We start from the raw sequence: 26,524 nt of genomic DNA on the forward strand, positions 1-26,524 counted from the left end.
TTTTGCCTGTCATTTACGCAGGAGAAAAACCTGGCTTAACACTATTCAAAGAAATTAATAAACAGATCGCGACAGGAAATTAAAAAATTTCCTGCGACCGGTTACGCACTAATACTCTTTCACAGGTGGTTATGATGGAATATAAAATTATTCCCTGTAAGTTGTGCGCGCTCGCCATATTGACGTTTTCCTCGTTGTCGATGGCGCAGGAATGGAACGGAACCGTATTAGGCTTCGAGGCTCCACCGGATCCGATTCTCGGTGACATGCTCGGAATACGAAAGATCCTTAACGATAACGGGTTTACCTATAATCTCGGTTATCTGAATGAAATTGCCTCGAACGGCGGGGGTGGCTACAACCATGATACCCATGTGGCCTATATCGATCAGTTTGCGCTGACCTTCAACCAGGACCTGGCGCGATGGACCGGCATACCGGACGCGCGGATCGAAGGCAATATCGTTAACCGCAACCACAATGACGATCTCACCACTAAACGCCTGCAGGACCCGCGGGTAAACTTTAACGATCTGACCCAGGAAAGCTGGGGCGGACAGTCGATTACGCGCCTGGGCTGGCTGACCTTCGCCAGAAGCTTTGACGATCGGCGTCTTACCTGGCGGGTGGGGATGATGAACAAGGTACAGACCTTCGATCAGATCATCCCGTGTGACTTCCAGATGCTTTCCCAGTGCGGCGGAAAATCGGCCAACTCGCTCACCTGGAACAACTGGAACGTGCATACATGGGGCACCACGCTGGAGTATAAAGTGACGCCTACCGTCACGTTGAAAGGCGGCGTGATGGAGCAAAATCCCAATGCCGCAAGCCGCAGCCACGCCTGGAGTTGGTCAACGAAGGGCAGCAAAGGAGTATTACTGCCGGTCGAGATCGACGCCCGTCCGCTGATTAACGGTCTGCCGGGCGCGTACAATTTGGGCGTGGTGTTTACCAATGCATCGCAAACCGATCTTTATCGCGGGAAATCCGGCGGGGCGGGTGCGACCGACCCGGACGGATATGATCATCACAACCGGACGTGGTTTATGTACGCCGGTCTGAACCAGCAGCTCACGCAGCATCACGACGATCTAAACCGCGGGTTAAGTACCTCTGTCAGCATGAGCCTGGCCGATCAACGCAGCAACTATATGCATCAGGTCTATGCCGCCTCGCTGCGCTATCGTGGGCTGTTTGATGCCCGTCCGGAAGACTGGATAGGCTTTGGTTTGACCTGGATAGACATGAGCAATCAGTACGCGCGTAACCAGCGTGAGATGAATGCCCTGAACGGCGTCGCAGACTATAACGACCCGGCGTATCATCCGGTCCCCGGCCATTCCCTCAACGGTGAGTTTTACTATCGTTTCCGTCCCGTTGCTTGGCTTGAGCTTCAGCCGGGTATTCAGTACTGGCACCATCCGGGCGGCGTTTCACGTACTCAGGATGCATGGGTCACCGAGCTCAAAACCGTGGTGACCTTCTGATATCGCCCTGACAAGCACGATCTGCATCACGTTTTTACGCGTGACAGATTGAGGCTACGAATGAAACTGATAGAGTGCCAGAACTGGATTGTTACTGCTTAGGCAGGCAAAACCTGATTTTCTGGCTTCTGCCGGAGGTCAGGTTTTTTTGTTTCTGGGGTTCCGATGAAAATCGCCAAGATTCTGAATAATAATGTGGTGGTTGTTCTGGATGAGCGCGGGCGCGAACAGGTGGTGATGGGGCGTGGGCTGGCCTTTCAGAAGCGCATGGGTGACGCGCTGGATACCGCGCTGATTGAAAAAGTCTTTGCTCTGCAAAGCGACGAGCTGGTACGGCGTTTGGGTGAGTTGCTGAACCAGATCCCGCTGGAAGTTATGACCACCTGCAACCGCATCATTGGGCTGGCGGCGCAGCGGCTGGGCAAATTGCAGGACAGTTTGTATATCACCCTGACGGACCACTGCTTCTTTGCGATTGAGCGTCAGAAAAAAGGGCTGGCAATCAAAAACGTGCTGCTGTGGGACATCAGGCGGCTGTATCCAAAGGAGTTCGAACTGGGGCAGGAGGCAAGGGCCATTATTGCCAAACGCCTTAACGTTGAGCTGGCGGAGGATGAGGCCGGGTTTATCGCCCTGCACCTGGTCACCGCGCAGCTGAACAGTGAAATGCCGGAAGTGATGCACGTCACCCGGGTCATGCAGGAGATCCTGCAACTGGTGAAGTATCAGCTGCAACTGGAGTATGACGAGGAGTCGTTGAGCTATCAGCGCTTTGTCACCCATCTGAAATTTTTTGCCCAGCGGATGCTGACCCGCACCGTGGTGCAAGATGATGACGTTACGCTGCATACGGCGGTGAAGGACAACTACGCGAAAGCGTGGAAATGCGCCGAGAAAATCGCCCAGCATCTGAACAAAAGCTATCAGCGAGCGCTGACAACCGAAGAAATTATGTTCCTCGCTATTCACATTGAGCGGGTGAGAAAAGAGGGGCGTTAAGCCTCAACGCTGGATTGTTACTGCATCATGCAGGCAAAACCTGAGTGCGGCCTTCGACAGGAGGACGCCTCGGGTTTTTTTATTTTTATACTCAGTCAACAGGTGCCTGCGGGCATCGGATGTAAGGAAATTGCGATGGAATACCAGGCATTAGCAAAGGATATTCTCAGCCACGTTGGCGGAAAAGAGAACATCGTCAGTCTTGTTCACTGCGCTACCCGGCTTCGCTTCAAACTGAAAGATAATCAAAAAGCGGATGCCGACGGGCTGAAGAAAAATCCGGGCGTCATTATGGTGGTTGAAAGCGGCGGACAGTTTCAGGTGGTGATTGGCAATCACGTTCACACAGTCTGGCAGGCGGTGCGCGATGCCGCAGGGCTAACGGATGATGCCCCCGTGGTGGACGACAAGGGTGATAAAGGTCATTTACTGGGGCGCCTGATAGATATCGTCTCTGGCATTTTCACCCCTTTTATCGGCATTCTGGCGGCCTCCGGTATCCTGAAAGGACTGCTGGCGCTGGCGCTGGTGTGCGGCTGGCTCAGTGTGGAAAGCGGGACCTATAAAATCTGGTTCGCCGCGAGCGACGCGCTGTTCTTCTTCTTCCCGCTGGTGCTGGGCTACACCGCCGGGAAAAAGTTTGGCGGCAACCCGTTTATCACCATGGTGATCGGCGGGGCGCTGACCCATCCGATGATGATTGCCGCATTTGACGCCAGCCAGCAGTCGGGCGCGGTTGCCCAGACGTTTCTCGGCCTTCCGGTCACCTGGTTTAACTACAGTTCGTCGGTGATCCCCATTATTCTCGCGGCGTGGGTAAGCTGCTGGCTGGAAAAGCGGAGCACGTCGCTTTTGCCTCCGTCGATGAAAAACTTTTTTGCGCCGCTGATCTGTTTAGCCGTCACCGTACCGCTGACGTTTCTGGTGATCGGCCCTCTCGCCACCTGGCTGAGCCAGCTGCTGGCGAACGGTTATCAGTGGATCTATGTGCTGGCTCCGTGGCTGGCGGGGGCGGCAATGGGCGCGCTGTGGCAGGTTTGCGTGATTTTCGGCCTGCACTGGGGGCTGGTGCCGCTGATGATCAATAACCTGGCGGTGCTGGGCCATGACTCGATGCTGCCGATGCTGCTTCCCGCCGTCTTTGGTCAGGTGGGCGCGGCGCTGGGGATCTTCCTGCGTACCCGCGATGCGCGCCAGAAAATGCTGGCCGGCTCCTCCGTCACGGCAGGGATTTTTGGGATCACCGAACCGGCTGTGTATGGCCTTAACCTGCCGCTGCGCCGCCCTTTTATCTTTGGCTGCGTGGCGGGTGCGATCGGCGGGGCGATTGTCGGTTTTAGCGATACACACGTCTACTCCTTTGGCTTTGCCAATATTTTTACCATCGCACAAATGATCCCTCCGGGCGGCGTAAACGCCACGCTGTGGGGCGGCATTATCGGCACGGTGGTCGCCCTGGTGCTGAGCTGTGGCCTGACGCTGGCGGCGGGCATGCCGGGGCACACAACCTCAGAGGTCGCGCCGTCAGCGGGTGAAAACGAGGTGCTCTCTCCGATGACCGGCACCGTGCTGGCGCTTGATCAGGTGCCGGATACGACCTTTGCCAGCGGCCTGCTGGGCAGCGGTGCGGCAATTATTCCCGCCACTAATCAGGTCGTTGCGCCGTTTGCCGGCGAGGTGGCCTCTCTCTTTCAGACCAAACATGCTATCGGCCTGCTCAGCAAGAGCGGTATTGAGGTGTTGATCCATGTCGGGATCGACACCGTGAAGCTCGACGGCAGGCCGTTCACCGCCCATGTGAAGGTGGGCGACAGCGTGCAGCCGGGCGACCTGCTGCTGGAATTTGACCGTCAGGCGATTATTGACGCCGGATATGACCTGACGACCCCGATTATTATCAGTAACAGCGATGAGTATCGCGACGTGGTGACCGTGGCGGCAACGTCCGTAACCGCCGGTGCGCCATTGCTCAGCGTAAGCCATCAATAACAGGAGAACGTGATGAAGACTTTCCCGGATGATTTTTTATGGGGCGGCGCGCTGGCCGCGAATCAGGTAGAGGGGGCTTATCGGGAAGATGGCAAAGGGCTGTCTACCTCTGACGTGCAGCCGCAGGGCGTGTTTGGCCCGGTGGTGGAGCGCGTGGCGGGTGACAGCGGCATCAAGGACGTCGCCATCGATTTCTACCATCGCTACCCGGAAGACATCAAACTGTTTGCCGAAATGGGCTTTAGCTGCCTGCGCGTGTCCATTGCCTGGACGCGGATCTTCCCGAACGGTGACGAGCAGCAACCAAATGAGGCGGGGCTGGCATACTATGACAGGCTATTTGACGAGCTGGCCGCGCACAACATCACCCCGCTGGTAACGCTGTCGCACTACGAAATGCCGTGGGGGCTGGTTAAGCAGTACGGCGGCTGGGGCAATCGCAAGACGATCGGCTTTTTTGAACATTACGCTCGCACCGTATTTGCGCGCTATGGGGAGAAGGTCAAGCTGTGGCTGACCTTCAATGAAATCAACATGTCGCTGCATGCGCCGATGACCGGCGTCGGCCTGCCGGAGTCCAGCAGTAAAGGCGACGTGTATCAGGCGATCCACCATCAGCTGGTGGCGAGTGCCCTGGCGGTAAAAGCCTGTCACGACATCATTCCGGACGCCAGAATTGGCAACATGCTGCTGGGCGGTTTGATGTACCCGCTGACCTGCAAACCGGAAGACGTGCTTGAAGCCTTGCAGGAGAACCGTGCCTGGCAGTTCTTCGGCGATGTGCAGTGCCGCGGTGCCTATCCGGGGTATATGCTGCGTTTCTTCCGTGACAACGGTATTGAAATAGCGATAACCGATGCTGACCGCGAGGCGCTGAAATCGACCGTTGATTTTATCTCGTTCAGTTACTACATGACGGGCTGTGTCACCACCGATGAGGCGTTGAACCAGCAGGCGCGCGGCAATATTCTGAGCATGGTTCCAAACCCGCACCTGGCAAGCTCCGAGTGGGGCTGGCAGATTGACCCTGTCGGCCTGCGTACGCTGCTGAACGTGCTGTGGGATCGCTATCAAAAGCCGCTGTTTATCGTGGAGAATGGTCTCGGCGCGAAGGATAAACCGGACGCCAGCGGCGTGGTACAGGATGATTACCGCATCAGCTACCTGAACGATCATCTGGTCCAGGTGCGCGAAGCCCTTGACGATGGCGTGGAGGTGATGGGGTATACCAGCTGGGGACCCATCGATCTGGTCAGCGCATCGAAAGCGGAACTGTCCAAACGCTACGGCTTTATTTACGTTGACCGCGATGACAGCGGAGAAGGTACGCTGGCGCGCAGCCGCAAGAAAAGTTTCTACTGGTATAAAGAGGTGATTGCCACCAACGGCGGCTCCCTCAAGGGCTGATTGAAAAAGTATTTGCCCGGCAACTCGCCGGGCAGACGCGTCAGAAAATCATCTTGAATACACCGGTGACCACCAGCAGCCCAATCAGAAATATAATTAAAATAACCCACAATAGTATTTTCATTCGCTTCTCCTGCGCATGTTTGTTTGTTCCCGGTAAGTGTAGCAGTCAATTTATAAGTGCGATGAATGCATTCATATAATTAATTACTAAGGGAAATAATTTTCTGATTATGAAAATGTATGACAAAGTGCGGATTGCCACGCGTTACTAAAAAAAGGGACGGTTTCAAGCGTAATTTGCGCCTTTATTTTTTGAGTGCATAACGTCATGAAGCGTTCTCTTATTCTTTCTCTTAATACCTCTCTGATTTTATTCCTGACCGCGTGCGCCCCGCAGCATCCCACAGTGACGGGGATAACTGCGCAACCGGTCGCCTCTGCCGTTAACGCCCACCTGTCCCGTATCGACTGGCCAAAAAGCGAATGGTGGAAAGACTTCAACGATCCGCAGCTTAACGAACTGATTGCCAAAGCCTTGCAGGACGCACCGGATATGCAGATTGCCCGGCAGCGAATCACCCTGGCCGAGGCGCAGGCCAAAGCCACGATGGCCGCCGACGGCCCGCAAATCGATTTTTCAGCCGATGCCGAGCGGCAAAAAATGTCGGCAGAAGGGCTGATGGGGCCGTTTGCCCTAACTGACCCGGCAGCGGGTACCACCGGGCCATGGTATACCAACGGCACCTTTGGCCTGACGGCGGGCTGGGATCTGGATTTGTGGGGGAAAAACCGCGCGCAGGTCGAGTCCCGCATCGGCAGGGTCAATGCTCAAAAAGCCGAACTGGAACAGACCCGCCAGCTTCTTGCCAGCAGCGTGGCGCGGCTCTACTGGGCGTGGCAAACCCAGTCTGCGGTCGCCGGGGTGCTTACCCGGATCAAGCATGAGCAGGAGAATATCATTGGGGCCGACATTGAGTTATATCAGCACGGGATCACTTCCTCTGTGGAGGGGATAGAAACCGATATCAACGCCAGCAAAACCGATGAACACATAGCCGATGTGAACGGCAAAATGAGAACGATTGAGGCCCGGCTGGAAGCCTTGACCCATACCACGTCGCTGAAACTCACGCCTCATGCGCTGCCCGCTGTTGAAGCATCACTGCCGACCACGCTGGGCTACGAACTCCTGGCCCGCCGGCCCGATCTGCAAGAGGCCCGCTGGTATATCGAAGCCTCCATGAGCGAGGTCGACGCCGCCAAAGCCGCTTTTTATCCGGATGTGAACGTCAAGGCGTTTCTGCAACAGGATGCCCTGCACCTGAGCGATCTGTTCCGCTCCTCGGCGCAGCAGATGGGCGTGACGGCCGGGCTGACGTTACCGATTTTTGACAGCGGCAGGCTGAACGCCAGCCTGGATATCGCTCAGGCCCAAAATAATCTTTCGGTGGCGAACTACAACAAAGCCGTGGTGGAGGCCGTCAATCAGGTGGCGCGCACCGCCAGCGAAGTTGAAACCCTGACGGCGAAAAACCAGCATCAGCAGAAGGTTGAAAAAGAGGCGGCGCGCGTGGTGTCACTGGCGCAGGCGCGCTTCAGGGCGGGGATCGTGGCAGGCTCGCGCGTCAGCGAAGCCAGCATTCCGGCGCTGAAGGAGCGTATCGCCGGGCTGACGCTTCAGGGCGAGTACGTCGACGCCACGCTGCAGCTGACGTCTGCCCTGGGCGGCGGATATCGCCACGGCTAAATCCGGGCGTTATCTATACTTACCTCTCTGCACATTTTCAGGAGGTGAGTATGACCCGAGTTGCAATTGTCACCGCTTCAGATTCCGGGATAGGTAAAACCACGGCGCTGATGCTGGCTGAAAGAGGCTTTGATATCGGCGTAACCTGGCACTCCGACGAGGAAGGCGCGCTCGAAACCTGCCGTGAGGTGGAGGCGCTAGGACAGCGGGCCGAAGCCATCCATCTGGATTTGAGTACGCTCCCGGAAGGGGCAAAGGCGATTGAAACGCTTATCGCGCGTTTTGGGCGGCTGGACGTGCTGGTCAATAACGCTGGTGCGATGGCCAAGGCGCCGTTTCTCGAGATGAAATATGAGGACTGGCGGGGCATTTTCACCGTGGACGTTGACGGGGCGTTTCTCTGTTCGCAGATCGCCGCCCGCCAGATGGTGAAGCAGGGGGAGGGCGGAAGGATCGTGAACATCACCTCGGTGCATGAGCATACGCCTTTACCCGATGCCAGCGCCTACACGGCGGCAAAACACGCCCTGGGCGGGCTAACCAAGTCGATGGCGCTGGAGCTGGTGGGCCACAACATTCTGGTGAATGCTGTGGCCCCCGGCGCTATCGCCACGCCGATGAACGACATGGACGACAGCGAGGTGAAGGCGGGTTCAATGCCGGCTATCCCGCTGGCGAGACCGGGGCACACCAAAGAGATTGCCAGCCTGGTGGCGTGGCTTTGCGACAATGATGCCAGCTATACCACGGGGCAATCGTTTATTGTCGACGGCGGATTTATGCTGGCGAATCCGCAGTTTAAACCTGCGGAGTAGGTTTTCCCTCACCCTGGCCTTAACCTCTCCAAAAGGGAGAGGGATCCCCAGTAATGTGTAAGCAGAAGCATTAACGTTGCTTTCAGAATGTCACCAGGTATTCAGCGATGCCCTGGTCCGGCTGTAAATCGCTGAGGCGTTTCCAGCAGGCCGGGGCGAGGCGCAGGGATGCGCCGAGAGGGCGGATTTACAGGGAGGTTACCTCCGCCCGTCCCCGATAAGCCGGAAGGAATAAGCCGAGGGGACCGCGAAGCGGCGATTTTCTGCCGGGAGCCCGGGTTGCCAGGGTGGTGGCGATTGAGCCACCCTGGCACGTTCACCGGTTATGTAGCGACAGAGTAGCAAGATAAATAAAGTGAACGGAAATACCCCCGTCGCCGTATATTCCCCTCACCCTAACCCTCTCCCCAGAGGGGCGAGGGAATAGTTCGCTGCTCGCATAAGTTTGTGGGGATCCCTCAGCCCAAATGGAGAGGGAACGTGATACCCGACGGGACGGGGGTAAGGGCATCAGGCCGCACTACTCCTCCCGCTTTTTCTCCTGGTGCTTCAGCCACAGCCTCACCGCAATCACCGCCACGACCACCAGAATTAGCCACGCCCAGTGTTTAAGATGCTGATCGAGGTTATGCAGCCACGGGCCAATCACTTCGCCACCCGCGTAGCCGAGAGTGGTAAAGATCAGCGCCCAGGCGATCGCGCCAAGGATATTCAGCGGCAGGAAAATTTTAGGGGGTAACCGGCTGGCCCCGATCAGTATCGGCCCGATGATGCGGAATCCGTACATAAAGCGGGTGCCAATGACGAAAAGATAGGGATGACGCTGAATAAGCCTCTGCGCCCGGTTGATTTTCTTGCGGTGCTTCGAAAACCGCCTGAGCAGCGTTGGCCCAAAGCGTAACCCGAGGAAGTAGAGAAGCTGGTCGCCTATCATGCCGCCCAGCGCCACGGCGGCGACAACCAGCGGAAATTTCAGCAATCCCTGATGTGCCGCAACCCCTCCTAACAGGGTGATGGTTTCGCCTTCTGCCACGCTTCCGACAACCAGCGCAGCGTATCCATAGTGTTCAATCAGACCATTAATATCCATTAAGTAAGCGTAGTCTCCCTCAGCGTGCCTGCATTAATCATATACCCCATGAATAAATAACGCGGCAATCAAGGCAAATTTCCTGCTGTACATAAAATAATCGACAGCCTGCATTATACTTAGGCTATCGCTGACGGGCCGACAACAAGGGGGCGCTATGAACCATGTCTGGGGACTCTTCTCCCATCCCGATCGTGAAATGCACGTAATCAGAAGCGAGAACGAAACGGTTGCGCATCATTACACGCACCATGTACTGCTGATGGCAGCGGTGCCGGTGATCTGCGCGTTTATTGGTACGACTCAAATCGGCTGGAACTTTGGTGATGGCACCGTGGTCCAGCTCTCCTGGTTCACCGGGCTGGGGCTTGCGGTGCTGTTCTATGGCCTGATGCTGGCCGGTGTTGCCATCATGGGACGCGTCATCTACTGGATGGCACGCAACTACCCGCAGCGTCCATCGCTGGCGAACTGCATGATCTTCGCCGGATACGTCGCGACGCCGCTGTTCTTAAGCGGCATTGTTGCGCTCTATCCGCTGGTCTGGCTGTGCGCGCTGGTCGGTACGGTCGCACTCTTTTATACCGGCTATTTGCTGTACCTGGGTATTCCCACCTTCCTGAATATCAATAAAGAAGAGGGCCTGAGCTTCTCCAGCTCAACGCTTGCCATTGGCGTACTGGTACTGGAGGCGTTACTGGCGCTGACGGTGATTCTTTGGGGCTATGGTTACCGTCTCTTCTAGGCGTATTGCATTGCTGGCGTAAATGCCAGCAATGCAGCATCTGTTCACGATTAACTGCTGGCGACAACGCACAGTGCCCGCTATGATGCCGAAGCCAGCCTGCATTTACCCATCCATGCAGGCGGTGTACGTCATTACGTGCGTGAATAATTACCAGAAGTCTCACCATGTTAAAATTCCGAGTCTCTTTACTTAGCCTGGCGCTGTTGCTGGGAGCGTCTGTTGCCGCACCGGTGATGGCCAAAACGCCCGCGGTAACCACCGCTGCGCAACCGCAAATTGCGTCCGGCAGCGCGATGATCGTGGATCTGAACACCAACAAGGTGATTTACGCCAGCCATCCGGACCTGGTGCGCCCGATCGCCTCGATAACCAAATTAATGACCGCGATGGTGGTGCTTGATGCACGACTGCCGCTGGATGAAAAGCTGAAGGTGGATATCAGCCACACGCCGGAGATGAAAGGGATCTACTCTCGCGTGCGTCTGAACAGTGAGATCAGCCGTAAAAATATGCTGCTGCTGGCGCTGATGTCCTCTGAGAACCGCGCGGCGGCGAGCCTGGCGCATCATTATCCGGGCGGCTATGACGCGTTTATTCGTGCCATGAATGCCAAAGCCAAATCGCTGGGGATGACCAATACCCGCTTTGTGGAGCCTACGGGCCTGTCGATTCATAACGTCTCGACGGCGCGGGATTTGACGAAGCTGCTGGTCGCCAGCAAACGCTATCCGCTGCTCGGCCAGCTCAGCACCACGCGTGAAGATATGGCGACGTTCTCGAACCCTCCGTACACGCTGCCGTTCCGCAACACCAATCATCTGGTGTATCGCGATAACTGGAATATCCAGTTAACCAAAACGGGCTTTACCAACGCGGCGGGGCACTGCCTGGTGATGCGCACCGTGTTCAACGGCAAACCGGTGGCGCTGGTGGTGATGGATGCGTTCGGGAAATATACCCACTTCGCGGATGCCAGCCGCCTGCGTACCTGGATTGAGACCGGGAAAGTGCAGCCGGTGCCGGCTTCAGCGCTGGCGTATAAGAAGCAGAAAGCAGAACAGATGGCGACCGCACAGAACGATTGAGCCGTTTGTGAGCGCCGGGTGGCGGCTTCGCCTTACCCGGCCTACAAGGGCGTCGCATGCAGGCCCGGTAAGCGACGCCGCCCAGGGCAACAGCGACTTACTCCGGCAGCGTCCAGTCCCCGTCGTTAAGCGGGCGCTGCATAATCAACGTATCCCGCCAGTCCCCTTTCTTGTAGCCCACGCTTCGCAGTTGGCCGACGACTTCAAAGCCGTGCTTTTTATGTAAACGCAGCGACCCGGCATTGTTATTCCCGTCACCGACAACCGCAATCATCTGTCGCCACGGACCCTTTTCACAGCGCGCAATCAGCGCATCCATCAGCGCCGATCCAAAACCGCGTCCGGTGGTGCTGGCGTCGACGTAAATCGATTCTTCAAGCGTGAAACGGTAGGCGGGGCGGGGGCGGTAGTAGGTCGCATAGCAATAGCCCACCACAATCCCACGATAGAGCACAACCAGCCATGGCAGACCTTTGTCGGCAACGTTTTGCATGCGCTGACGCATTTCATCGACGGTGGGGGGAACCTCTTCAAACGACGCACGGCCGTGAAGGACATGCCATGCATAGATGGCCGAAATGGCATGCGCATCGTCAGGAAGGGCGTCGCGCACGTCGACTTCAGTTTCAGACAAAATATCAACAGCCGACATGATGTGCCTGCTCCTCAACATGGAAAGCCAGAGAAACGTTTCTCTGGCGTCAGGCACCTACTCTAGTACGTTTGAGGACTGCTTAACAATCTCTTAAATTTGGCTGTAGGAACTAATCAGAGGCTTGCGTATTGTGCGGCTCCGCGTCGGCCGACTCTTTCCAGTATTTATTCCGCGTAGTCTTACCAATGCCGGGATTCATACTGTTTGTAGGGTCATTTTCGCGATAAAACCGTTTAAGCGTCTCGGGCGCTTCGTATAAATGCCCAACGTTATGTTCCGCCGGATATTGTGCCCCGCGGGCGCGTAGCAGCGTCAGCATCTGCTCTTTCAGAGCGTGTGCATCGACCCCTTTCTTGACGATGTAATCCTGATGGAAGACGTAGCACATAAAGTGACCGTAGTAGAGCTTGTGCACCAGCTTGCTGTCGAACTCCGGCGGCAGGTGTTCAAACCATTCGGTATCGTTACGCCGCAGGGCAATATCCAGCGCCAGAATATCTTCCACCTCGTCGGAATGAACCGCCTGATAGCGAATGGCCGCGCCCGCCGCCGCGAAGCGGTGCAGGAAGGCTTTGCTGCCTTCTTCCGGCGTACAGGCAAAGAAATCCCCGTCGGCGGTTTTGAAGAACTCGGTCAGCCAGGTCTGCGCTTCGGCAATGCCATCGCCGGCCATCTTCAGCAGCAGATGATGTTCGTACCTGTCGCGCCATGTTTTCATTCTTTCAGGTAAATGCGCCGGGAAGACGTTGCCGAGTTTTTGCATGAAGCGGTCGGTAAAGTGCGGCTTAAACAGCGGCACTTTTTCCAGCATCGCGTCGGTGCGGCCCTTCATCGTAAAGAAGAACGGCATTTTGTCGGTACCGAGCTTGTCGATCATCAGGAAGGTGTCTTTACCGTAACGCTCGGCGATATCGTAGATATCGCGATGCATATACTCGCCTGCCACCGGCAGATGGGTAAAGTTGCCAAGAATGTGGCGGCGGATCTCGGTCAGTACGCCTGGCTCATTGGTGCCGATGTAGAACACCTGCTGGTTTTTTTCAGCCGGGAAAGTGTCCAGGCGCACGGCGAAGACGGCAAGCTTGCCCGCGCAGCCGGAGGATTCAAACAGACGGTCCGGGTCAGCGTTATAGCGCGCCGGGGTCTGGGCTTCAATGTCGCGCACGCGGGTTACGTAGTCATGGTCGTGAGCATGACGTCCGTCGTGCTGAACGTCTTCATCCCGCACGCGATCGTCGTCGAGCTTGCTGAGAATTTGCTCCGGCGTCACGCCCAGATCGATCCCCAGATGGTTCACCAGCGTCAGTTTGCCGTTCTCGTCGATACGGGCGAAAAGGGACATTTCGGTGTAAGCCGGGCCGCGCTGCACCAGCGAGCCGCCGGAGTTGTTGCAGATCCCGCCCACCACGGAGGCACCAATGCAGGAGGAGCCGATGACCGAATGCGGTTCGCGTCCCAACGGCTTGAGCGCTTTTTCCAGGGAATACAGGGTGGTGCCGGGGAAGGCAAGCACCTGTTCGCCTTTATCCAGCAGGTGCAGTTTGTCGAGACGCAGCGTGCTGATAATCACAATGTCGCGATCGTAATCGTTGCCGTTCGGCGTTGAGCCTTCCGTCAGACCGGTATTGGCGGCCTGCATCAGAATAATTTTGTCGGCGGTGACGCAGGCGCTCAGTACACGCCACAGTTCCAGCAGCGTGCCGGGGAAAACCACCGCCAGGGCATCGCCCTGTCCGGAACGAAAGCCCTTGCGGTAGCGCGCGGTTTTGGCCGGGTCGGTAAGCAGGTGAGAGGAGCCAACCAGGCGCGACAGTTCGTTAATAAATGCGTTGTTATCGTGAGATCGAACAGAAGACATCTTCCACTCCTTGTGGTGGGGCAAATTTCTCGCTGTAAAGCATAGCGCGATTAATCGTCAAGCGGTCTACTATTCATGAGAAAAATCAGAGAATAACCCTGCACGGATCAAAGGGTTTATGGCACACTGCGCTTTTCGCACGGGCTGGCCGAGGGCTGCCGGCGGTTATTGATGAGAGAGTAAAACGACATGAAATGGCTATGTTCGGTAGGTGTCGCCGTTAGCCTGGCGCTGCAACCTGCGCTGGCAGACGATTTGTTTGGTAATCATCCGCTCACGCCTGAAGCCCGTGATGCATTTGTCACCGAGCTGCTCAAGAAGATGACGGTCGATGAGAAAATTGGCCAGCTGCGTCTGATCAGCGTCGGCCCGGATAACCCGAAAGAGGCTATCCGCGACATGATCAAGGAGAGCCAGGTCGGGGCCATTTTTAACACCGTTACCCGCCAGGATATCCGCAAAATGCAGGATCAGGTGATGGAACTCAGCCGCCTGAAAATCCCTCTCTTTTTCGCCTATGACGTGCTGCACGGCCAGCGCACCGTCTTCCCAATCAGCCTCGGCTTAGCCTCCTCCTTTAACCTCGACGCGGTAAAAACCGTCGGGCGTATTTCCGCCTATGAAGCGGCGGACGACGGCCTGAACATGACCTGGGCACCGATGGTCGACGTCTCCCGCGATCCGCGCTGGGGCCGCGCGTCGGAAGGCTTCGGTGAAGACACCTACTTAACCGCCACGATGGGGAAAACCATGGTGGAAGCGATGCAGGGCAAAAGCCCGGCGGACCGCTACTCGGTAATGACCAGCGTCAAACACTTCGCGGCCTACGGCGCGGTGGAAGGCGGGAAAGAGTACAACACCGTGGACATGAGCCCGCAGCGCCTGTTCAACGACTACATGCCGCCGTATAAAGCGGGTCTGGATGCGGGTAGCGGCGCGGTGATGGTGGCGCTGAACTCCCTGAACGGCACGCCTGCAACCTCCGACGCCTGGCTGCTGAAAGACGTGTTGCGTGACCAGTGGGGCTTTAAGGGCATCACCGTCTCGGATCACGGCGCGATTAAAGAGCTGATTAAACACGGCACGGCCGCCGATCCGGAAGATGCGGTACGCGTGGCGCTTAAGTCCGGCATCAACATGAGCATGAGCGACGAGTATTACAGCAAATACCTGCCGGGGCTGGTGAAAAGCGGCAAAGTGACGATGGCCGAGCTGGACGACGCCACCCGCCACGTGCTGAACGTCAAATATGACATGGGGCTGTTTAACGATCCGTACAGCCACCTCGGGCCGAAAGACTCTGACCCGGCGGACACCAACGCCGAAAGCCGTCTGCACCGCAAAGAAGCGCGCGAAGTAGCGCGTGAAAGCCTGGTGCTGCTGAAAAACCGCCTCGACACGCTGCCGCTGAAGAAATCCGGCACCATTGCCGTGGTCGGCCCGCTGGCCGACAGCAAGCGCGACGTGATGGGCAGCTGGTCCGCCGCGGGCGTAGCCGATCAGTCCGTAACCGTGCTGACCGGCATTAAGAGTGCCGTCGGGGATAATGCGAAAGTGGTGTACGCCAAAGGGGCGAACGTCACCAACGATAAAGATATCGTCACCTTCCTCAATCAGTATGAAGAAGCCGTGAAGGTCGATCCGCGTACGCCGAAGGAGATGATCGACGAAGCGGTTAACGCCGCGAAGCAGTCCGACGTGGTGGTGGCCGTGGTGGGTGAAGCGCAGGGGATGGCGCACGAAGCCTCCAGCCGTACCGACATCACGATTCCGCAGAGCCAGCGCGATCTGATCGCCGCCCTGAAAGCGACCGGTAAGCCGCTGGTACTGGTGCTGATGAACGGTCGCCCGCTGGCGCTGGTGAAAGAAGATCAGCAGGCTGATGCGATTCTCGAAACCTGGTTCGCCGGGACCGAAGGCGGTAACGCCATCGCCGACGTGCTGTTTGGCGATTACAACCCGTCCGGCAAGCTGCCGATGTCCTTCCCGCGCTCCGTCGGGCAGATTCCGGTGTACTACAGCCATCTTAATACTGGCCGTCCGTATAACGCCGATAAGCCGAATAAGTACACCTCCCGTTACTTCGACGAAGCCAACGGCCCGCTGTATCCGTTTGGCTATGGCCTGAGCTACACCACTTTCACGGTGTCTGACGTGAAAATGTCGGCTCCGACCATGACCCGTGACGGCAGCGTCACCGCCAGCGTGGACGTGACCAACAGCGGCAAGCGTGACGGCGCAACGGTGATCCAGATGTACGTTCAGGACGTTACCGCGTCCATGAGCCGTCCGGTGAAGCAGCTGCGTGGTTTTGAGAAGGTGGATCTCAAGCCTGGTGAGACCAAAACGGTGAGTTTCCCGATTGACGTCAACGCGCTGAAGTTCTGGAACCAGCAGATGAAATACGATGCTGAACCGGGCAAGTTTAACGTCTTTATCGGCGTAGATTCCGCCCGCGTGAATAAAGGCGAGTTCGAGCTGCAGTAACCCTGCCTTTCTCTGACATCCCCCGCAGGCCGGGGGATGTATCTTACCTTATGCTAAAAAGGCATTTTGCCGGTTAAATCCGCCGTTTTAAGCTACGCTTTTCTCTCAAGCCTCTGAAAAAGGCGATAAAAAAATGAGGACAGCGGAATGACGAAGACAAAGGGGATTTTAGGCGCGGCGGCATTACTGGCGGCGCTGAGCCTGCCATTGCAGGCCGCCGAGCCGGTGAAGGTTGGCTCAAAGATCGATACCGAAGGGGCGTTGCTCGGCAATATCATCTTGCAGGTGCTTGAGAGCCATGGCGTGAAAACCGTCAATAAAGTGCAGCTTGGTACCACGCCGGTGGTGCGCGGCGCGATCGTCTCGGGCGAGCTGGATATCTATCCTGAATACACCGGTAACGGCGCTTTCTTCTTTAAAGATGAAAACGACGCGGCATGGAAAAACGCCAAAGCCGGTTATGAGAAGGTCAAAAAGCTGGATGCGGAACAGAACAAACTGGTCTGGCTGACGCCTGCACCAGCCAACAACACCTGGACCATTGCGGTGCGCAAAGATGTTGCTGAGAAAGGCAAGCTGACGTCGCTTGAGGATCTGAGCCGCTATCTGAAAGAGAAGGGCGACATCAAGCTTGCCGCCTCTGCGGAGTTCATCGAACGCCCCGACGCGCTTCCTGCCTTTGAAAAAGCCTACGATTTTAAACTCGACCAGTCGCAACTCCTCTCCCTGGCGGGCGGCGATACCGCGGTGACCATTAAGGCGGCCGCGCAGCAGACCTCCGGCGTGAATGCGGCGATGGCCTACGGCACCGACGGCCCGGTGGCCGCGCTGGGCCTGCAAACCTTAACTGATCCAAAAGGCGTCCAGCCGATTTATGCCCCGGCACCGGTAGTGCGTGAGGCGGTGCTCAAAGCCTATCCGCAGATTGGCGACTGGCTTAAGCCGGTCTTTGAAAAGCTGGATGAAAAAACGCTGCAGCAGCTCAATGCCAATATTGCCGTTGAAGGACTGGATGCCAAAAAAGTGGCTGCCGACTTCCTGAAACAACAAGGGCTTGTGAAGTAACAGGGAAAGGCTGTGCCAATAAAATGTCATAACCGCGTACTGCTGCTGTTGGTGTTTGTTGCCCTCGCCGCCGTCGCGTTACCCTTTGTGAACGTTGCGCCCAATCGCCTGGTCTCGGGCGAAGGGCGCGCGATCTGGACTATCTGGTCATTTACGCCAGCGCTGCTTGCCGCCGCGCTGGCTGTGCTGATCGCCTTATCCCTGTGGTCATCGCGTTTATCCCTCTGGCTGTCACTCGTGCTTTGTGAAGCGCTGTTTATTGCGCTGTTCTGGAGCGCGGGGCTGGCGGCGACGCAGATGACCTCGCTTGAAAGCCCCCTTGCGCGAACGTCGATAGGCAGCGGTCTGTGGCTGTGGCTGGCGCTGTGCCTGCTGGCCTGCAGCGATGCGATCCGCCGCCTGATGCCGATGTCCGCCTGGCGCTGGCTGCTTAACGCCCAGCTCTGGTGTATTCCGCTGGTGCTGCTGTTCAGTGGCGAGCTGAACGACCTGTCGTTATTAAAAGAGTACGCCAATCGTCAGGAGGTGTTTGACGATGCGCTCGCGCAGCACCTGACCATCCTGTTCGGTACGCTGGTGCCGGCCCTGCTGGTGGGCGTGCCGCTGGGCATGTGGTGCTATCGCCATCCCTCGCGCCAGGGTGGGGTATTCACCGTGCTTAACGTTATCCAGACCATCCCGTCCGTTGCGCTGTTCGGCCTGCTGATCGCACCGCTGGCGGGGCTGGTGCAATCCTTTCCGGCGCTTGGCTCGTTGGGCATTGCGGGAACCGGGCTTACGCCTGCGCTGATTGCCCTGGTGCTGTATGCGCTGCTGCCGCTGGTCCGTGGCGTCGTGGCCGGGCTGGGACAGGTCTCGTCTGACGTGCTGGAGAGCGCGCAGGCGATGGGCATGAGCGCCCGCCAGTGTTTCTGGAAAATCCAGCTGCCGCTTGCGCTTCCTTTGCTGGTGCGCAGCCTGCGGGTGGTGACGGTGCAAACCGTGGGCATGGCGGTGATTGCCGCGCTGATTGGTGCAGGCGGTTTCGGTGCGCTGGTGTTCCAGGGGCTGCTCAGCAGCGCGCTGGACTTAGTGCTGCTCGGGGTGATCCCTACCATCGCGCTGGCGGTCGTGCTTGATGCGCTGTTTGCCTTGTGGCTCGCGTTGCTCAGGAGAAGAGCCAATGATTGAATTTAACGATGTCAGTAAAACCTTTGCGGGCCGTCCGGCGGCAAGCCATCTGAACCTGAATTTTGCCGAGGGCGCATTTTCCGTGCTGATCGGCACCTCGGGGTCAGGTAAATCCACCACCCTGAAGATGATCAACCGCCTGGTCGAGCACGACAGCGGGCAGATCCGCTTTGCCGGGGAAGAGATTCGCAGCCTGCCGGTGCTGGAGTTGCGCCGTCGCATGGGGTACGCCATTCAGTCCATCGGCCTGTTCCCGCACTGGACGGTGGCGCAAAATATCGCCACGGTGCTACAGCTGGAAAAATGGAGCCGACGCAGCATCGACGAGCGCGTGGATGAGCTGATGGCCCTGTTAGGGCTGGAGCCTGCGCTGCGTGACCGTTATCCGCACCAGCTTTCCGGCGGGCAGCAGCAGCGGGTCGGGGTGGCGCGCGCACTGGCCGCCAACCCGCAGGTGCTGCTGATGGATGAACCTTTCGGCGCGCTCGATCCGGTTACGCGCGCGGCCCTTCAGGCAGAGATGACGCGCATCCACCGCATTCTTGGGCGCACCATCGTTCTCGTGACCCACGATATCGATGAAGCGCTGCGGCTGGCCGACCACCTGGTGTTGATGGACAACGGCGAAGTGATCCAGCAGGGGACGCCGCTGGCGCTGTTGAGCCATCCGACCAATGATTTTGTCCGCGAGTTTTTTGGCCGCAGCGAGCTGGGCGTCAGGCTGCTCTCCCTGCGCACGGTGGGCGAGTACATGCGGCGGGACGATGCGTCACCTGGCGGCGAACCGCTTCAGGAACAGATGAGCCTGCGCGATGCGCTTTCGGCCTTCGTGGCGCGCCAGTGCGAGGCGCTGCCGGTCTGTGATGCGCAGGGGACACTCTGCGGCGCGCTGCATTTCCGCGATCTGCTGGTGGGGGAGGTGGCGCGTGAAGTGGATGCGTGATCCGCTGCCCTGGCTGGTGGGGCTTTTTCTGGTCTTGCTTTGGGCCATGCCTTACAGCGCCGGGCTGTTTAGTACCCTGTTTCCCGGCCTGCCGCGTCCGGTTTATCAGCAGGAGAGCTTTATCAATCTTGCGCTGGCGCATGCCTGGCTGGTGATCCTCTCAAGCGTCGTGGCGATTGTAATTGGCGTGGGGGCCGGGATTGCGGTAACGCGCCCATCCGGCAAGGAGTTTCGTCCTCTGGTGGAGACGATAGCCGCTATTGGACAAACTTTTCCGCCGGTCGCGGTGCTGGCCATTGCGGTGCCGGTGATGGGCTTTGGTCAGGTGCCGGCGATTGTCGCGCTGATCCTGTACGGCGTCTTGCCCATTCTTCAGGGCACGCTGGCGGGGATTGCCTCGGTTCCGGGGTCGGTGCTGAGCGTGGTGGAAGGGATGGGGATGAGCGCCTGGCAGCGGCTTGGCAAGGTGGAGTTGCCGCTTGCGGCACCGGTGATCGTGGCGGGGATCCGCACGTCGGTGATTATCAACATTGGCACCGCGACCATCGCCTCAACGGTGGGGGCTAATACGCTCGGAACGCCGATTATTATCGGCTTAAGCGGGTTTAATACGGCCTATATCATTCAGGGTGCACTGCTCGTCGCGCTGGCGGCTATCGTGGTCGATCGCCTGTTTGAGCGCCTGGCCGTTTATCTCAGCCGACACCGCCGCGTACAATAAATGAGTAACCCGCCAGCATCACACCGCCGATACCGCTGAGGGCCATCAGCACGAAAAGTGTTATTACGGCCAGTTTAGTTGCCTTCATCATCTGCTCCTGTTGTTAACGGAACAATTATACGGTGAAGCGCAGCTGTTAATGAACCATTAAATGTCGTTAAGGCTCATTCGGACCAAGCGGGTAAACGGGGTAGCCATGCTCACGCCACTCCGTGAGCAGCTGCTGCTGCGAGGCGGTTGGCACTTCGCCGCACCACACCAGCAGGGTTTGTCCGTCGAAAAGGTCGGGGCGAAGCTGGGGGAGGGAATGTGCCAGTACGTCCACACGCCAGCCCCGCTGGGTGGCGATCCACGCTTCCAGCCATAGCCGGGTGGTATCGTGAACGTTCCAGCCGACAACCAGGGCATCTTTTCCGCCTTTGTTTCTGGCCGATGCAAGAAAGACGGCGATGTAGTTGATGAGTACCCCGTCCAGCATGCTGAGCAGCGCCTGCAGGGTGGTTTGCTGACACTGCAGCCGTCGACGCAGCGGGATAAAAAGATGGGTGATCAAGGTCCGGGCGGGATAATCGCGCCCCTGCTCTTTAATCCAGGCGCGCAGGCGCTGAAGGTTGCCTGCCTGCAGAAGCCGCAACAGCGTTTCCTGATGCTCGCGCCAGAGATGCTGGGTGTCCGGGTCGTCCTGGCTGAGCAGATCTTTGACTTTGCCCACCTGTACGCCATTGTCGATCCAGCCTTTGATCTCGCGGATGCGGTCGATATCTGCCTCATTGAACAGACGATGACCGCCGTCGGTTCGCTGCGGTTTCAGTAATCCATAACGTCGCTGCCACGCGCGCAGCGTGACGGGATTGATATCACAAAGGAGTGCCACTTCACCTATCGTGTAAAGCGCCATAGTTGCCCCCGGCTTGCGCGTTCCCAGCTTAACTGTAGACCCAGTTTGGCGAACCAGGAAGAATTGTCGTTTTTTTGAACGAATAATGCCCGTTATGGGGGATATTCGGCAAAAGGTGTGACAGCGAACACGAAATGCGGCTTTTTTGGAATACTTCAAAGAAAGTTTACCGCCATCAGTGTATGTTACGCGTTTTTGAAATGTGCGGTCCCTGCGTATGTACGAGTTCAATCTGGTGCTGCTGCTGCTTCAGCAGATGTGTGTGTTTCTTGTCATCGCCTGGCTGATGAGTAAAACGCGCCTGTTCATCCCGCTGATGCAAGTGACCGTTCGTCTCCCGCACAAGCTGCTTTGCTACGTCACCTTCTCTATTTTTTGCATCATGGGCACCTATTTCGGGCTGCACATTGAAGACTCCATTGCCAACACGCGCGCCATCGGCGCGGTCATGGGCGGTCTGCTCGGTGGCCCGGTCGTGGGCGGGCTGGTTGGGTTAACCGGCGGATTGCATCGCTACTCAATGGGCGGCATGACGGCGCTAAGTTGCATGATCTCGACCATTGTTGAAGGGCTGCTCGGTGGCCTGGTGCACAGCTACATGATCAAACGCGGACGCCCGGATAAAGTCTTTAGCCCGATCACCGCCGGGGCAATTACCTTCGTGGCGGAGATGGCGCAGATGGCGATTATTTTGCTGATCGCCCGGCCCTACGAAGACGCGCTGCATCTGGTGAGCAGCATTGCCGCGCCGATGATGGTAACCAACACCGTCGGGGCCGCGCTGTTTATGCGTATATTGCTCGACAAGCGCGCGATGTTTGAGAAATACACCTCGGCGTTCTCCGCAACGGCGTTAAAAGTCGCCGCGTCGACCGAAGGGATCCTGCGCCAGGGCTTTAACGAAGAAAACAGCATGAAGGTGGCGCAGGTGCTTTATCAGGAGCTGGATATCGGCGCGGTCGCGATTACCGACCGTGAACGGCTATTGGCCTTTACCGGCACCGGGGACGACCATCATCTGCCGGGCAGGCCGATCTCTTCTGCGTACACCCTGCGCGCCATCGAGACCGGTGAAGTGGTCTACGCCGACGGCAACGAAGTGCCGTACCGCTGCTCCCTGCATCCGCAGTGCAAGCTCGGCTCTACGCTGGTCATTCCGCTGCGCGGTGAAAACCAGCGGGTAATGGGCACCATCAAGCTTTATGAAGCGAAGAACCGCCTGTTCAGCTCGATCAACCGCACGCTGGGGGAGGGGATCGCCCAGCTGCTGTCGGCCCAGATTCTGGCCGGACAGTATGAACGGCAAAAAGCGCTGCTGACGCAGTCAGAGATCAAGCTTCTGCATGCTCAGGTCAACCCGCATTTCCTGTTTAACGCGCTCAACACGCTGAAGGCGGTCATTCGCCGTGACAGCGATCAGGCGGCCCAGCTGGTGCAATTCCTGTCGACGTTTTTCCGCAAGAACCTCAAGCGTCCGTCGGAGATTGTCACCCTGGCGGATGAAGTCGAGCACGTTAACGCCTATCTGCAAATTGAGCAGGCGCGTTTTCAGTCGCGACTGCAGGTGTCACTTTCGGTGCCGGATGAGCTGGCGTACCAGCACCTTCCGGCCTTTACCCTGCAGCCTATCGTCGAGAATGCCATCAAGCACGGCACGTCGCAGCTGTTAGGGATTGGCGAGATCACGATTTCTGCCAGCCGGTTTAACCACCATCTGGTGCTGGATATTGAAGATAACGCCGGGCTTTATGCGCCAACCGCATCAGGCGGTTTGGGCATGAGCCTGGTGGATAAACGCCTGCGTGCGCATTTTGGTGACGACTGCGGGATCACCGTCGCCTGCGAGCCAGACCACTTTACCCGCATTACCTTACGACTGCCGCTGGAGGAAAACGCATGCTGAGAGTGCTGATTGTGGATGATGAGCCGCTCGCACGGGAAAACCTGGGCGTTCTGTTGCAGGAGCACAGTGATATTAAGGTGGTAGGAGAGTGTGCCAATGCCATCGAGGCGATTGGCGCGGTGCACAAGTTGCGCCCGGACGTGCTGTTTCTCGACATCCAGATGCCGCGCATCAGCGGCCTGGAGATGGTGGGGATGCTCGATCCCCAGCACCGTCCCTATATCGTGTTTTTGACGGCCTTTGATGAATATGCCGTGAAAGCCTTTGAAGAACATGCGTTTGATTATCTGCTAAAGCCGATCGAGGAGAAGCGTCTGGAAAAGACGCTGACCCGCCTGCGCCAGGAGCGTGGCGTGCAGGATGTGACCCTGCTGCCGGAGAACCAGCAGCCGCTGAAGTTCATCCCCTGCACCGGACACAGCCGAATTTATCTACTGCAAATGGATGACGTCGCCTTTGTCAGCAGCCGGCTGAGCGGCGTGTACGTCACCAGCGCCGAGGGCAACGAAGGGTTCACCGAACTGACGCTGCGCACGCTGGAGAGCCGCACCCCGCTGATCCGCTGTCACAGACAGTATCTGGTTAATATGGCGCATCTCAAGGAGATCCGTCTTGAGGATAACGGCCAGGCCGAGCTGGTGCTGCGGGCCGGACAAACGGTTCCCGTCAGTCGTCGCTACCTGAAAAGTTTGAAAGAAGCGATTGGCCTGTAAAACTGGTACACTGCGCGCCATTGCAACATCGAAAGTTAAAGGCACTCATGATTAGTAATGACATTCTTCGTAGCCTGCGCTACACCCTGAAAGCAAACAATAACGACATGGTGCGCATTCTTGCGCTGTCCGATATGGAAGCCACGTCGGCAGGTTTCGATACCTGGATGACCAAAGAAGATGAAGAGGGTTTTGTACGCTGCCCGGACATTATTCTGTCTGGCTTCCTGAACGGCCTGATTTACGACAAGCGCGGCAAAGATGAGTCTGCACCCGAGCTGGCGCTGGAGCGCCGCGTGAATAACAACACCGTACTGAAAAAACTGCGCATCGCCTTCTCACTGAAGACTGACGATATTGTGGCGATCATGACCGAGCAAAAATACCGCGTATCGGTGCCGGAAGTGACCGCTATGATGCGCGCACCGGATCATAAAAACTACCGCGAGTGCGGCGACCAGTTTCTGCGTAACTTCCTGCGCGGGCTGACCCACCGGGTGCATCACCCGAAAGCGTGATTTTAGCCGGTTGGCGGCCTGATGCCCTCACCCCGCCCCTCTCCCAGAGGAAGAAAACACGTTGCAAAAAAAAACCGGAGATCAACTCCGGCTTTTTTGTTATTTCACCTGCTGACCCGGCTTCGCGCCTTCGTCAGGGCTTAACAGGAAGATATCTTTCCCGCCAGGACCTGCCGCCATCACCATCCCTTCAGAGATGCCGAAGCGCATTTTGCGCGGCGCAAGGTTCGCAACCATCACCGTCTGGCGACCAATAAGCACCTGCGGATCGGGATAGGCAGAACGGATGCCGGAGAAGACGTTACGCTTCTCGCCACCCAGATCCAGCGTCAGGCGCAGCAGCTTGTCAGAGCCTTCGACGAATTCCGCGTTTTCAATCAGCGCCACGCGCAGGTCGACTTTGGCGAAATCATCAAAGGTGATGGTCTCCTGAATCGGATCGTCTGCCAGCGGGCCGGTTACCGGCGCAGCGGCAGCCTTCACCTCTTCTTTGGAGGCCTCGACCAGGGCGTCAACCTGCTTCATTTCGATGCGGTTATACAGCGCCTTGAAGGTGTTGACCTTGTGGCCGAGCAGCGGTTGCTGGATGGCATCCCAGGTCAGCTCGGTGTTCAGGAAGGCTTCAGCACGCGCAGAGAGCTGCGGCAGAACCGGCTTGAGCCAGGTCATCAGCACGCGGAACATATTCAGGCCCATGGTGCAGATAGCCTGAAGGTCCGCATCGCGGCCTTCCTGCTTAGCGACAACCCACGGTGCCTGCTCGTCAACGTAGCGGTTAGCCACGTCAGCCAGCGCCATGATTTCACGAATCGCTTTACCGAATTCACGGCTTTCCCAGGCGTCGCCAATCGCAGCGGCGGCGTCGGTGAAGGTTTTGTACAGCTCAGGATCGGCCAGTTCGGCAGACAGCACGCCGTCAAAACGCTTGGCGATAAAGCCCGCGTTACGGGAGGCCAGGTTCACCACCTTGTTGACGATGTCCGCGTTAACGCGCTGGACGAAATCTTCGAGGTTCAGGTCGATATCGTCGATGCGTGAAGAGAGCTTCGCGGTGTAGTAGTAACGCAGGCTGTCCGCGTCGAAATGGTTCAGCCAGGTGCTGGCTTTAATAAAGGTGCCGCGGGATTTAGACATCTTCGCGCCGTTCACCGTCACATAGCCGTGCACGAACAGGTTGGTTGGCTTGCGGAAGTTGCTGCCTTCCAGCATCGCCGGCCAGAACAGGCTGTGGAAGTAAACGATATCTTTGCCGATGAAGTGGTACAGCTCGGCGTCGGAATCTTTCTTCCAGTATTCGTCAAAGCTGGTGGTGTCGCCGCGTTTGTCGCACAGGTTCTTGAACGAGCCCATGTAGCCGATAGGCGCATCCAGCCAGACGTAGAAATATTTGCCCGGCGCGTTCGGGATCTCGAAGCCGAAATAAGGTGCATCGCGGGAGATATCCCACTGCTGCAGACCGGATTCGAACCACTCCTGCATTTTATTGGCGACCTGCTCCTGCAGCGCACCGCTGCGGGTCCACGCCTGCAGCATTTCGCTAAACGACGGCAGATCGAAGAAGAAGTGCTCAGAGTCGCGCATGACAGGCGTTGCGCCGGACACCACGGATTTCGGCTCGATAAGCTCGGTCGGGCTGTAGGTCGCGCCGCACACTTCGCAGTTATCGCCGTACTGATCCGGGGATTTACATTTCGGGCAGGTGCCTTTGACGAAACGGTCCGGCAGGAACATGCCTTTTTCCGGATCGTAGAGCTGAGAGATGGTGCGGTTTTTGATAAAACCGTTCTCTTTCAGACGGGTGTAGATAAGCTCAGACAGCTCGCGGTTCTCGTCGCTGTGCGTCGAGTGGTAGTTGTCATAGCTGATGTCAAAACCGGCGAAATCCGTCTGGTGCTCCTGACTCATTTCACCGATCATCTGCTCCGGGCTGATGCCGAGCTGCTGCGCTTTCAGCATGATCGGCGTGCCGTGGGCGTCGTCTGCACAGATGAAGTTGACCTCGTTGCCGCGCATTCGCTGGTAACGGACCCAGACATCAGCCTGGATATGCTCCAGCATGTGGCCGAGGTGGATTGAGCCGTTGGCGTACGGCAGTGCGCACGTTACCAGAATTTTTTTCGCGACTTGAGTCATAGTAGTCATTACTTCTTTTAACTGTGAAAAGGGTTTTTGATATTACCAAAAGGGGCATTATTAAGTAAGCACAAACCACGGCCTTTC

At 57.4% G+C, this 26,524-nt stretch carries 23 protein-coding genes; 16 read left to right on the top strand and 7 right to left on the bottom strand.

Annotated elements, in window-relative coordinates; translation table 11 throughout:
- Positions 1-200: 200 nt before the first annotated feature.
- From I6L58_RS20635 to I6L58_RS20650, 4 genes are all read left to right on the top strand, one after another.
- Positions 201-1,490, top strand: coding sequence for a carbohydrate porin (locus I6L58_RS20635; protein ID WP_254082168.1), 1,290 nt, complete (start codon positions 201-203; stop codon positions 1,488-1,490).
- Between the two features lie 165 nt (positions 1,491-1,655).
- Positions 1,656-2,489, top strand: coding sequence for a BglG family transcription antiterminator LicT (licT, locus tag I6L58_RS20640; protein ID WP_088208094.1), 834 nt, complete (start codon positions 1,656-1,658; stop codon positions 2,487-2,489).
- A 135-nt stretch (positions 2,490-2,624) separates the two neighbouring features.
- Positions 2,625-4,478 (top strand): PTS beta-glucoside transporter subunit IIABC, encoded by a 1,854-nt coding sequence (gene bglF / locus I6L58_RS20645; RefSeq protein WP_088208095.1) that lies wholly within the window; start codon positions 2,625-2,627, stop codon positions 4,476-4,478.
- Positions 4,479-4,490: 12 nt separating this feature from the next.
- Positions 4,491-5,885, top strand: coding sequence for a glycoside hydrolase family 1 protein (locus I6L58_RS20650; RefSeq protein ID WP_088208096.1), 1,395 nt, complete (start codon positions 4,491-4,493; stop codon positions 5,883-5,885).
- A gap of 40 nt (positions 5,886-5,925) precedes the next feature.
- On the opposite strand, the gene yohP is transcribed toward I6L58_RS20650, so the two are convergent.
- Positions 5,926-6,009: a small membrane protein YohP gene (gene yohP, locus I6L58_RS23135; RefSeq protein ID WP_015572324.1), complete on the bottom strand. Its 84-nt coding sequence runs from the start codon at positions 6,007-6,009 to the stop codon at positions 5,926-5,928.
- Positions 6,010-6,216: 207 nt separating this feature from the next.
- Between yohP and mdtQ the strand changes: the two genes are divergently transcribed.
- A complete protein-coding gene (mdtQ, locus tag I6L58_RS20655; protein WP_088208097.1) occupies positions 6,217-7,635 on the top strand; it encodes a multidrug resistance outer membrane protein MdtQ in 1,419 nt (472 codons plus the stop codon).
- A 50-nt stretch (positions 7,636-7,685) separates the two neighbouring features.
- Positions 7,686-8,450 carry an SDR family oxidoreductase gene (locus I6L58_RS20660; RefSeq protein ID WP_088208098.1) on the top strand — a complete coding sequence of 255 codons (765 nt, stop codon included), beginning with the start codon at positions 7,686-7,688 and terminating at the stop codon, positions 8,448-8,450.
- Between the two features lie 520 nt (positions 8,451-8,970).
- Here I6L58_RS20660 and I6L58_RS20665 read toward each other — a convergent pair.
- Positions 8,971-9,540 carry a DedA family protein gene (locus tag I6L58_RS20665; protein WP_088208099.1) on the bottom strand — a complete coding sequence of 190 codons (570 nt, stop codon included), beginning with the start codon at positions 9,538-9,540 and terminating at the stop codon, positions 8,971-8,973.
- Between the two features lie 157 nt (positions 9,541-9,697).
- Here I6L58_RS20665 and I6L58_RS20670 point away from each other — a divergent pair, with 157 nt between their 5' ends.
- Together I6L58_RS20670 and pbpG are read left to right on the top strand one after the other, a co-directional pair.
- On the top strand, positions 9,698-10,285 hold the full coding sequence (locus tag I6L58_RS20670; RefSeq protein ID WP_006176402.1) for a Yip1 family protein: 588 nt from the start codon (positions 9,698-9,700) through the stop codon (positions 10,283-10,285).
- Between the two features lie 167 nt (positions 10,286-10,452).
- Entirely contained in the window at positions 10,453-11,373 is a 921-nt protein-coding gene (pbpG, locus tag I6L58_RS20675; RefSeq protein ID WP_006176400.1) for a D-alanyl-D-alanine endopeptidase, read from the top strand.
- Positions 11,374-11,470: 97 nt separating this feature from the next.
- On the opposite strand, the gene I6L58_RS20680 is transcribed toward pbpG, so the two are convergent.
- Positions 11,471-12,025 (bottom strand): GNAT family N-acetyltransferase, encoded by a 555-nt coding sequence (locus I6L58_RS20680; protein WP_042320259.1) that lies wholly within the window; start codon positions 12,023-12,025, stop codon positions 11,471-11,473.
- A gap of 112 nt (positions 12,026-12,137) precedes the next feature.
- Positions 12,138-13,886, bottom strand: a complete 1,749-nt coding sequence (gene dld, locus I6L58_RS20685; RefSeq protein ID WP_088208100.1) for a D-lactate dehydrogenase — start codon at positions 13,884-13,886, stop codon at positions 12,138-12,140.
- A gap of 189 nt (positions 13,887-14,075) precedes the next feature.
- On the opposite strand from dld, the gene bglX reads away from it, so the two are divergent.
- From bglX to I6L58_RS20710, 5 genes are all read left to right on the top strand, one after another.
- Complete coding sequence (gene bglX, locus I6L58_RS20690; RefSeq protein ID WP_088208101.1) at positions 14,076-16,373, top strand: beta-glucosidase BglX; 2,298 nt, start codon at positions 14,076-14,078, stop codon at positions 16,371-16,373.
- A 147-nt stretch (positions 16,374-16,520) separates the two neighbouring features.
- A complete protein-coding gene (gene osmF, locus I6L58_RS20695) occupies positions 16,521-17,438 on the top strand; it encodes a glycine betaine ABC transporter substrate-binding protein OsmF (protein ID WP_058609815.1) in 918 nt (305 codons plus the stop codon).
- A gap of 12 nt (positions 17,439-17,450) precedes the next feature.
- Positions 17,451-18,608 (top strand): ABC transporter permease, encoded by a 1,158-nt coding sequence (locus I6L58_RS20700; protein WP_088208102.1) that lies wholly within the window; start codon positions 17,451-17,453, stop codon positions 18,606-18,608.
- Positions 18,601-19,551 carry an ABC transporter ATP-binding protein gene (locus I6L58_RS20705; protein ID WP_088208103.1) on the top strand — a complete coding sequence of 317 codons (951 nt, stop codon included), beginning with the start codon at positions 18,601-18,603 and terminating at the stop codon, positions 19,549-19,551. The genes I6L58_RS20700 and I6L58_RS20705 overlap by 8 nt, the downstream gene beginning before the upstream one ends.
- Positions 19,535-20,272: an ABC transporter permease gene (locus I6L58_RS20710; protein WP_088208104.1), complete on the top strand. Its 738-nt coding sequence runs from the start codon at positions 19,535-19,537 to the stop codon at positions 20,270-20,272. The genes I6L58_RS20705 and I6L58_RS20710 overlap by 17 nt, the downstream gene beginning before the upstream one ends.
- On the opposite strand, the gene I6L58_RS20715 is transcribed toward I6L58_RS20710, so the two are convergent.
- Together I6L58_RS20715 and mlrA are read right to left on the bottom strand one after the other, a co-directional pair.
- Positions 20,247-20,360, bottom strand: a complete 114-nt coding sequence (locus I6L58_RS20715) for a protein YohO (RefSeq protein ID WP_071599713.1) — start codon at positions 20,358-20,360, stop codon at positions 20,247-20,249. The two genes, I6L58_RS20710 and I6L58_RS20715, sit on opposite strands and share 26 nt — an antisense overlap.
- A gap of 69 nt (positions 20,361-20,429) precedes the next feature.
- Positions 20,430-21,170, bottom strand: a complete 741-nt coding sequence (mlrA, locus tag I6L58_RS20720) for an HTH-type transcriptional regulator MlrA (protein WP_006176391.1) — start codon at positions 21,168-21,170, stop codon at positions 20,430-20,432.
- Between the two features lie 217 nt (positions 21,171-21,387).
- On the opposite strand from mlrA, the gene I6L58_RS20725 reads away from it, so the two are divergent.
- From I6L58_RS20725 to I6L58_RS20735, 3 genes are read left to right on the top strand one after another with little or no spacing between them, the layout of a single operon-like run.
- A complete protein-coding gene (locus I6L58_RS20725; protein ID WP_006176390.1) occupies positions 21,388-23,073 on the top strand; it encodes a sensor histidine kinase in 1,686 nt (561 codons plus the stop codon).
- Entirely contained in the window at positions 23,067-23,786 is a 720-nt protein-coding gene (gene btsR, locus I6L58_RS20730) for a two-component system response regulator BtsR (protein ID WP_088208105.1), read from the top strand. Before I6L58_RS20725 ends, btsR begins: the two co-directional genes overlap by 7 nt.
- Before the next feature lie 47 nt (positions 23,787-23,833).
- Positions 23,834-24,304 (top strand): YehS family protein, encoded by a 471-nt coding sequence (locus tag I6L58_RS20735; RefSeq protein WP_006176388.1) that lies wholly within the window; start codon positions 23,834-23,836, stop codon positions 24,302-24,304.
- A gap of 99 nt (positions 24,305-24,403) precedes the next feature.
- On the opposite strand, the gene metG is transcribed toward I6L58_RS20735, so the two are convergent.
- Positions 24,404-26,437, bottom strand: a complete 2,034-nt coding sequence (gene metG / locus I6L58_RS20740; RefSeq protein WP_042320245.1) for a methionine--tRNA ligase — start codon at positions 26,435-26,437, stop codon at positions 24,404-24,406.
- Positions 26,438-26,524 lie beyond the last annotated feature (87 nt).

The sequence above is a fragment of the Enterobacter cancerogenus genome (assembly GCF_019047785.1).
Classification (GTDB): Bacteria; Pseudomonadota; Gammaproteobacteria; order Enterobacterales; family Enterobacteriaceae; genus Enterobacter; species Enterobacter cancerogenus.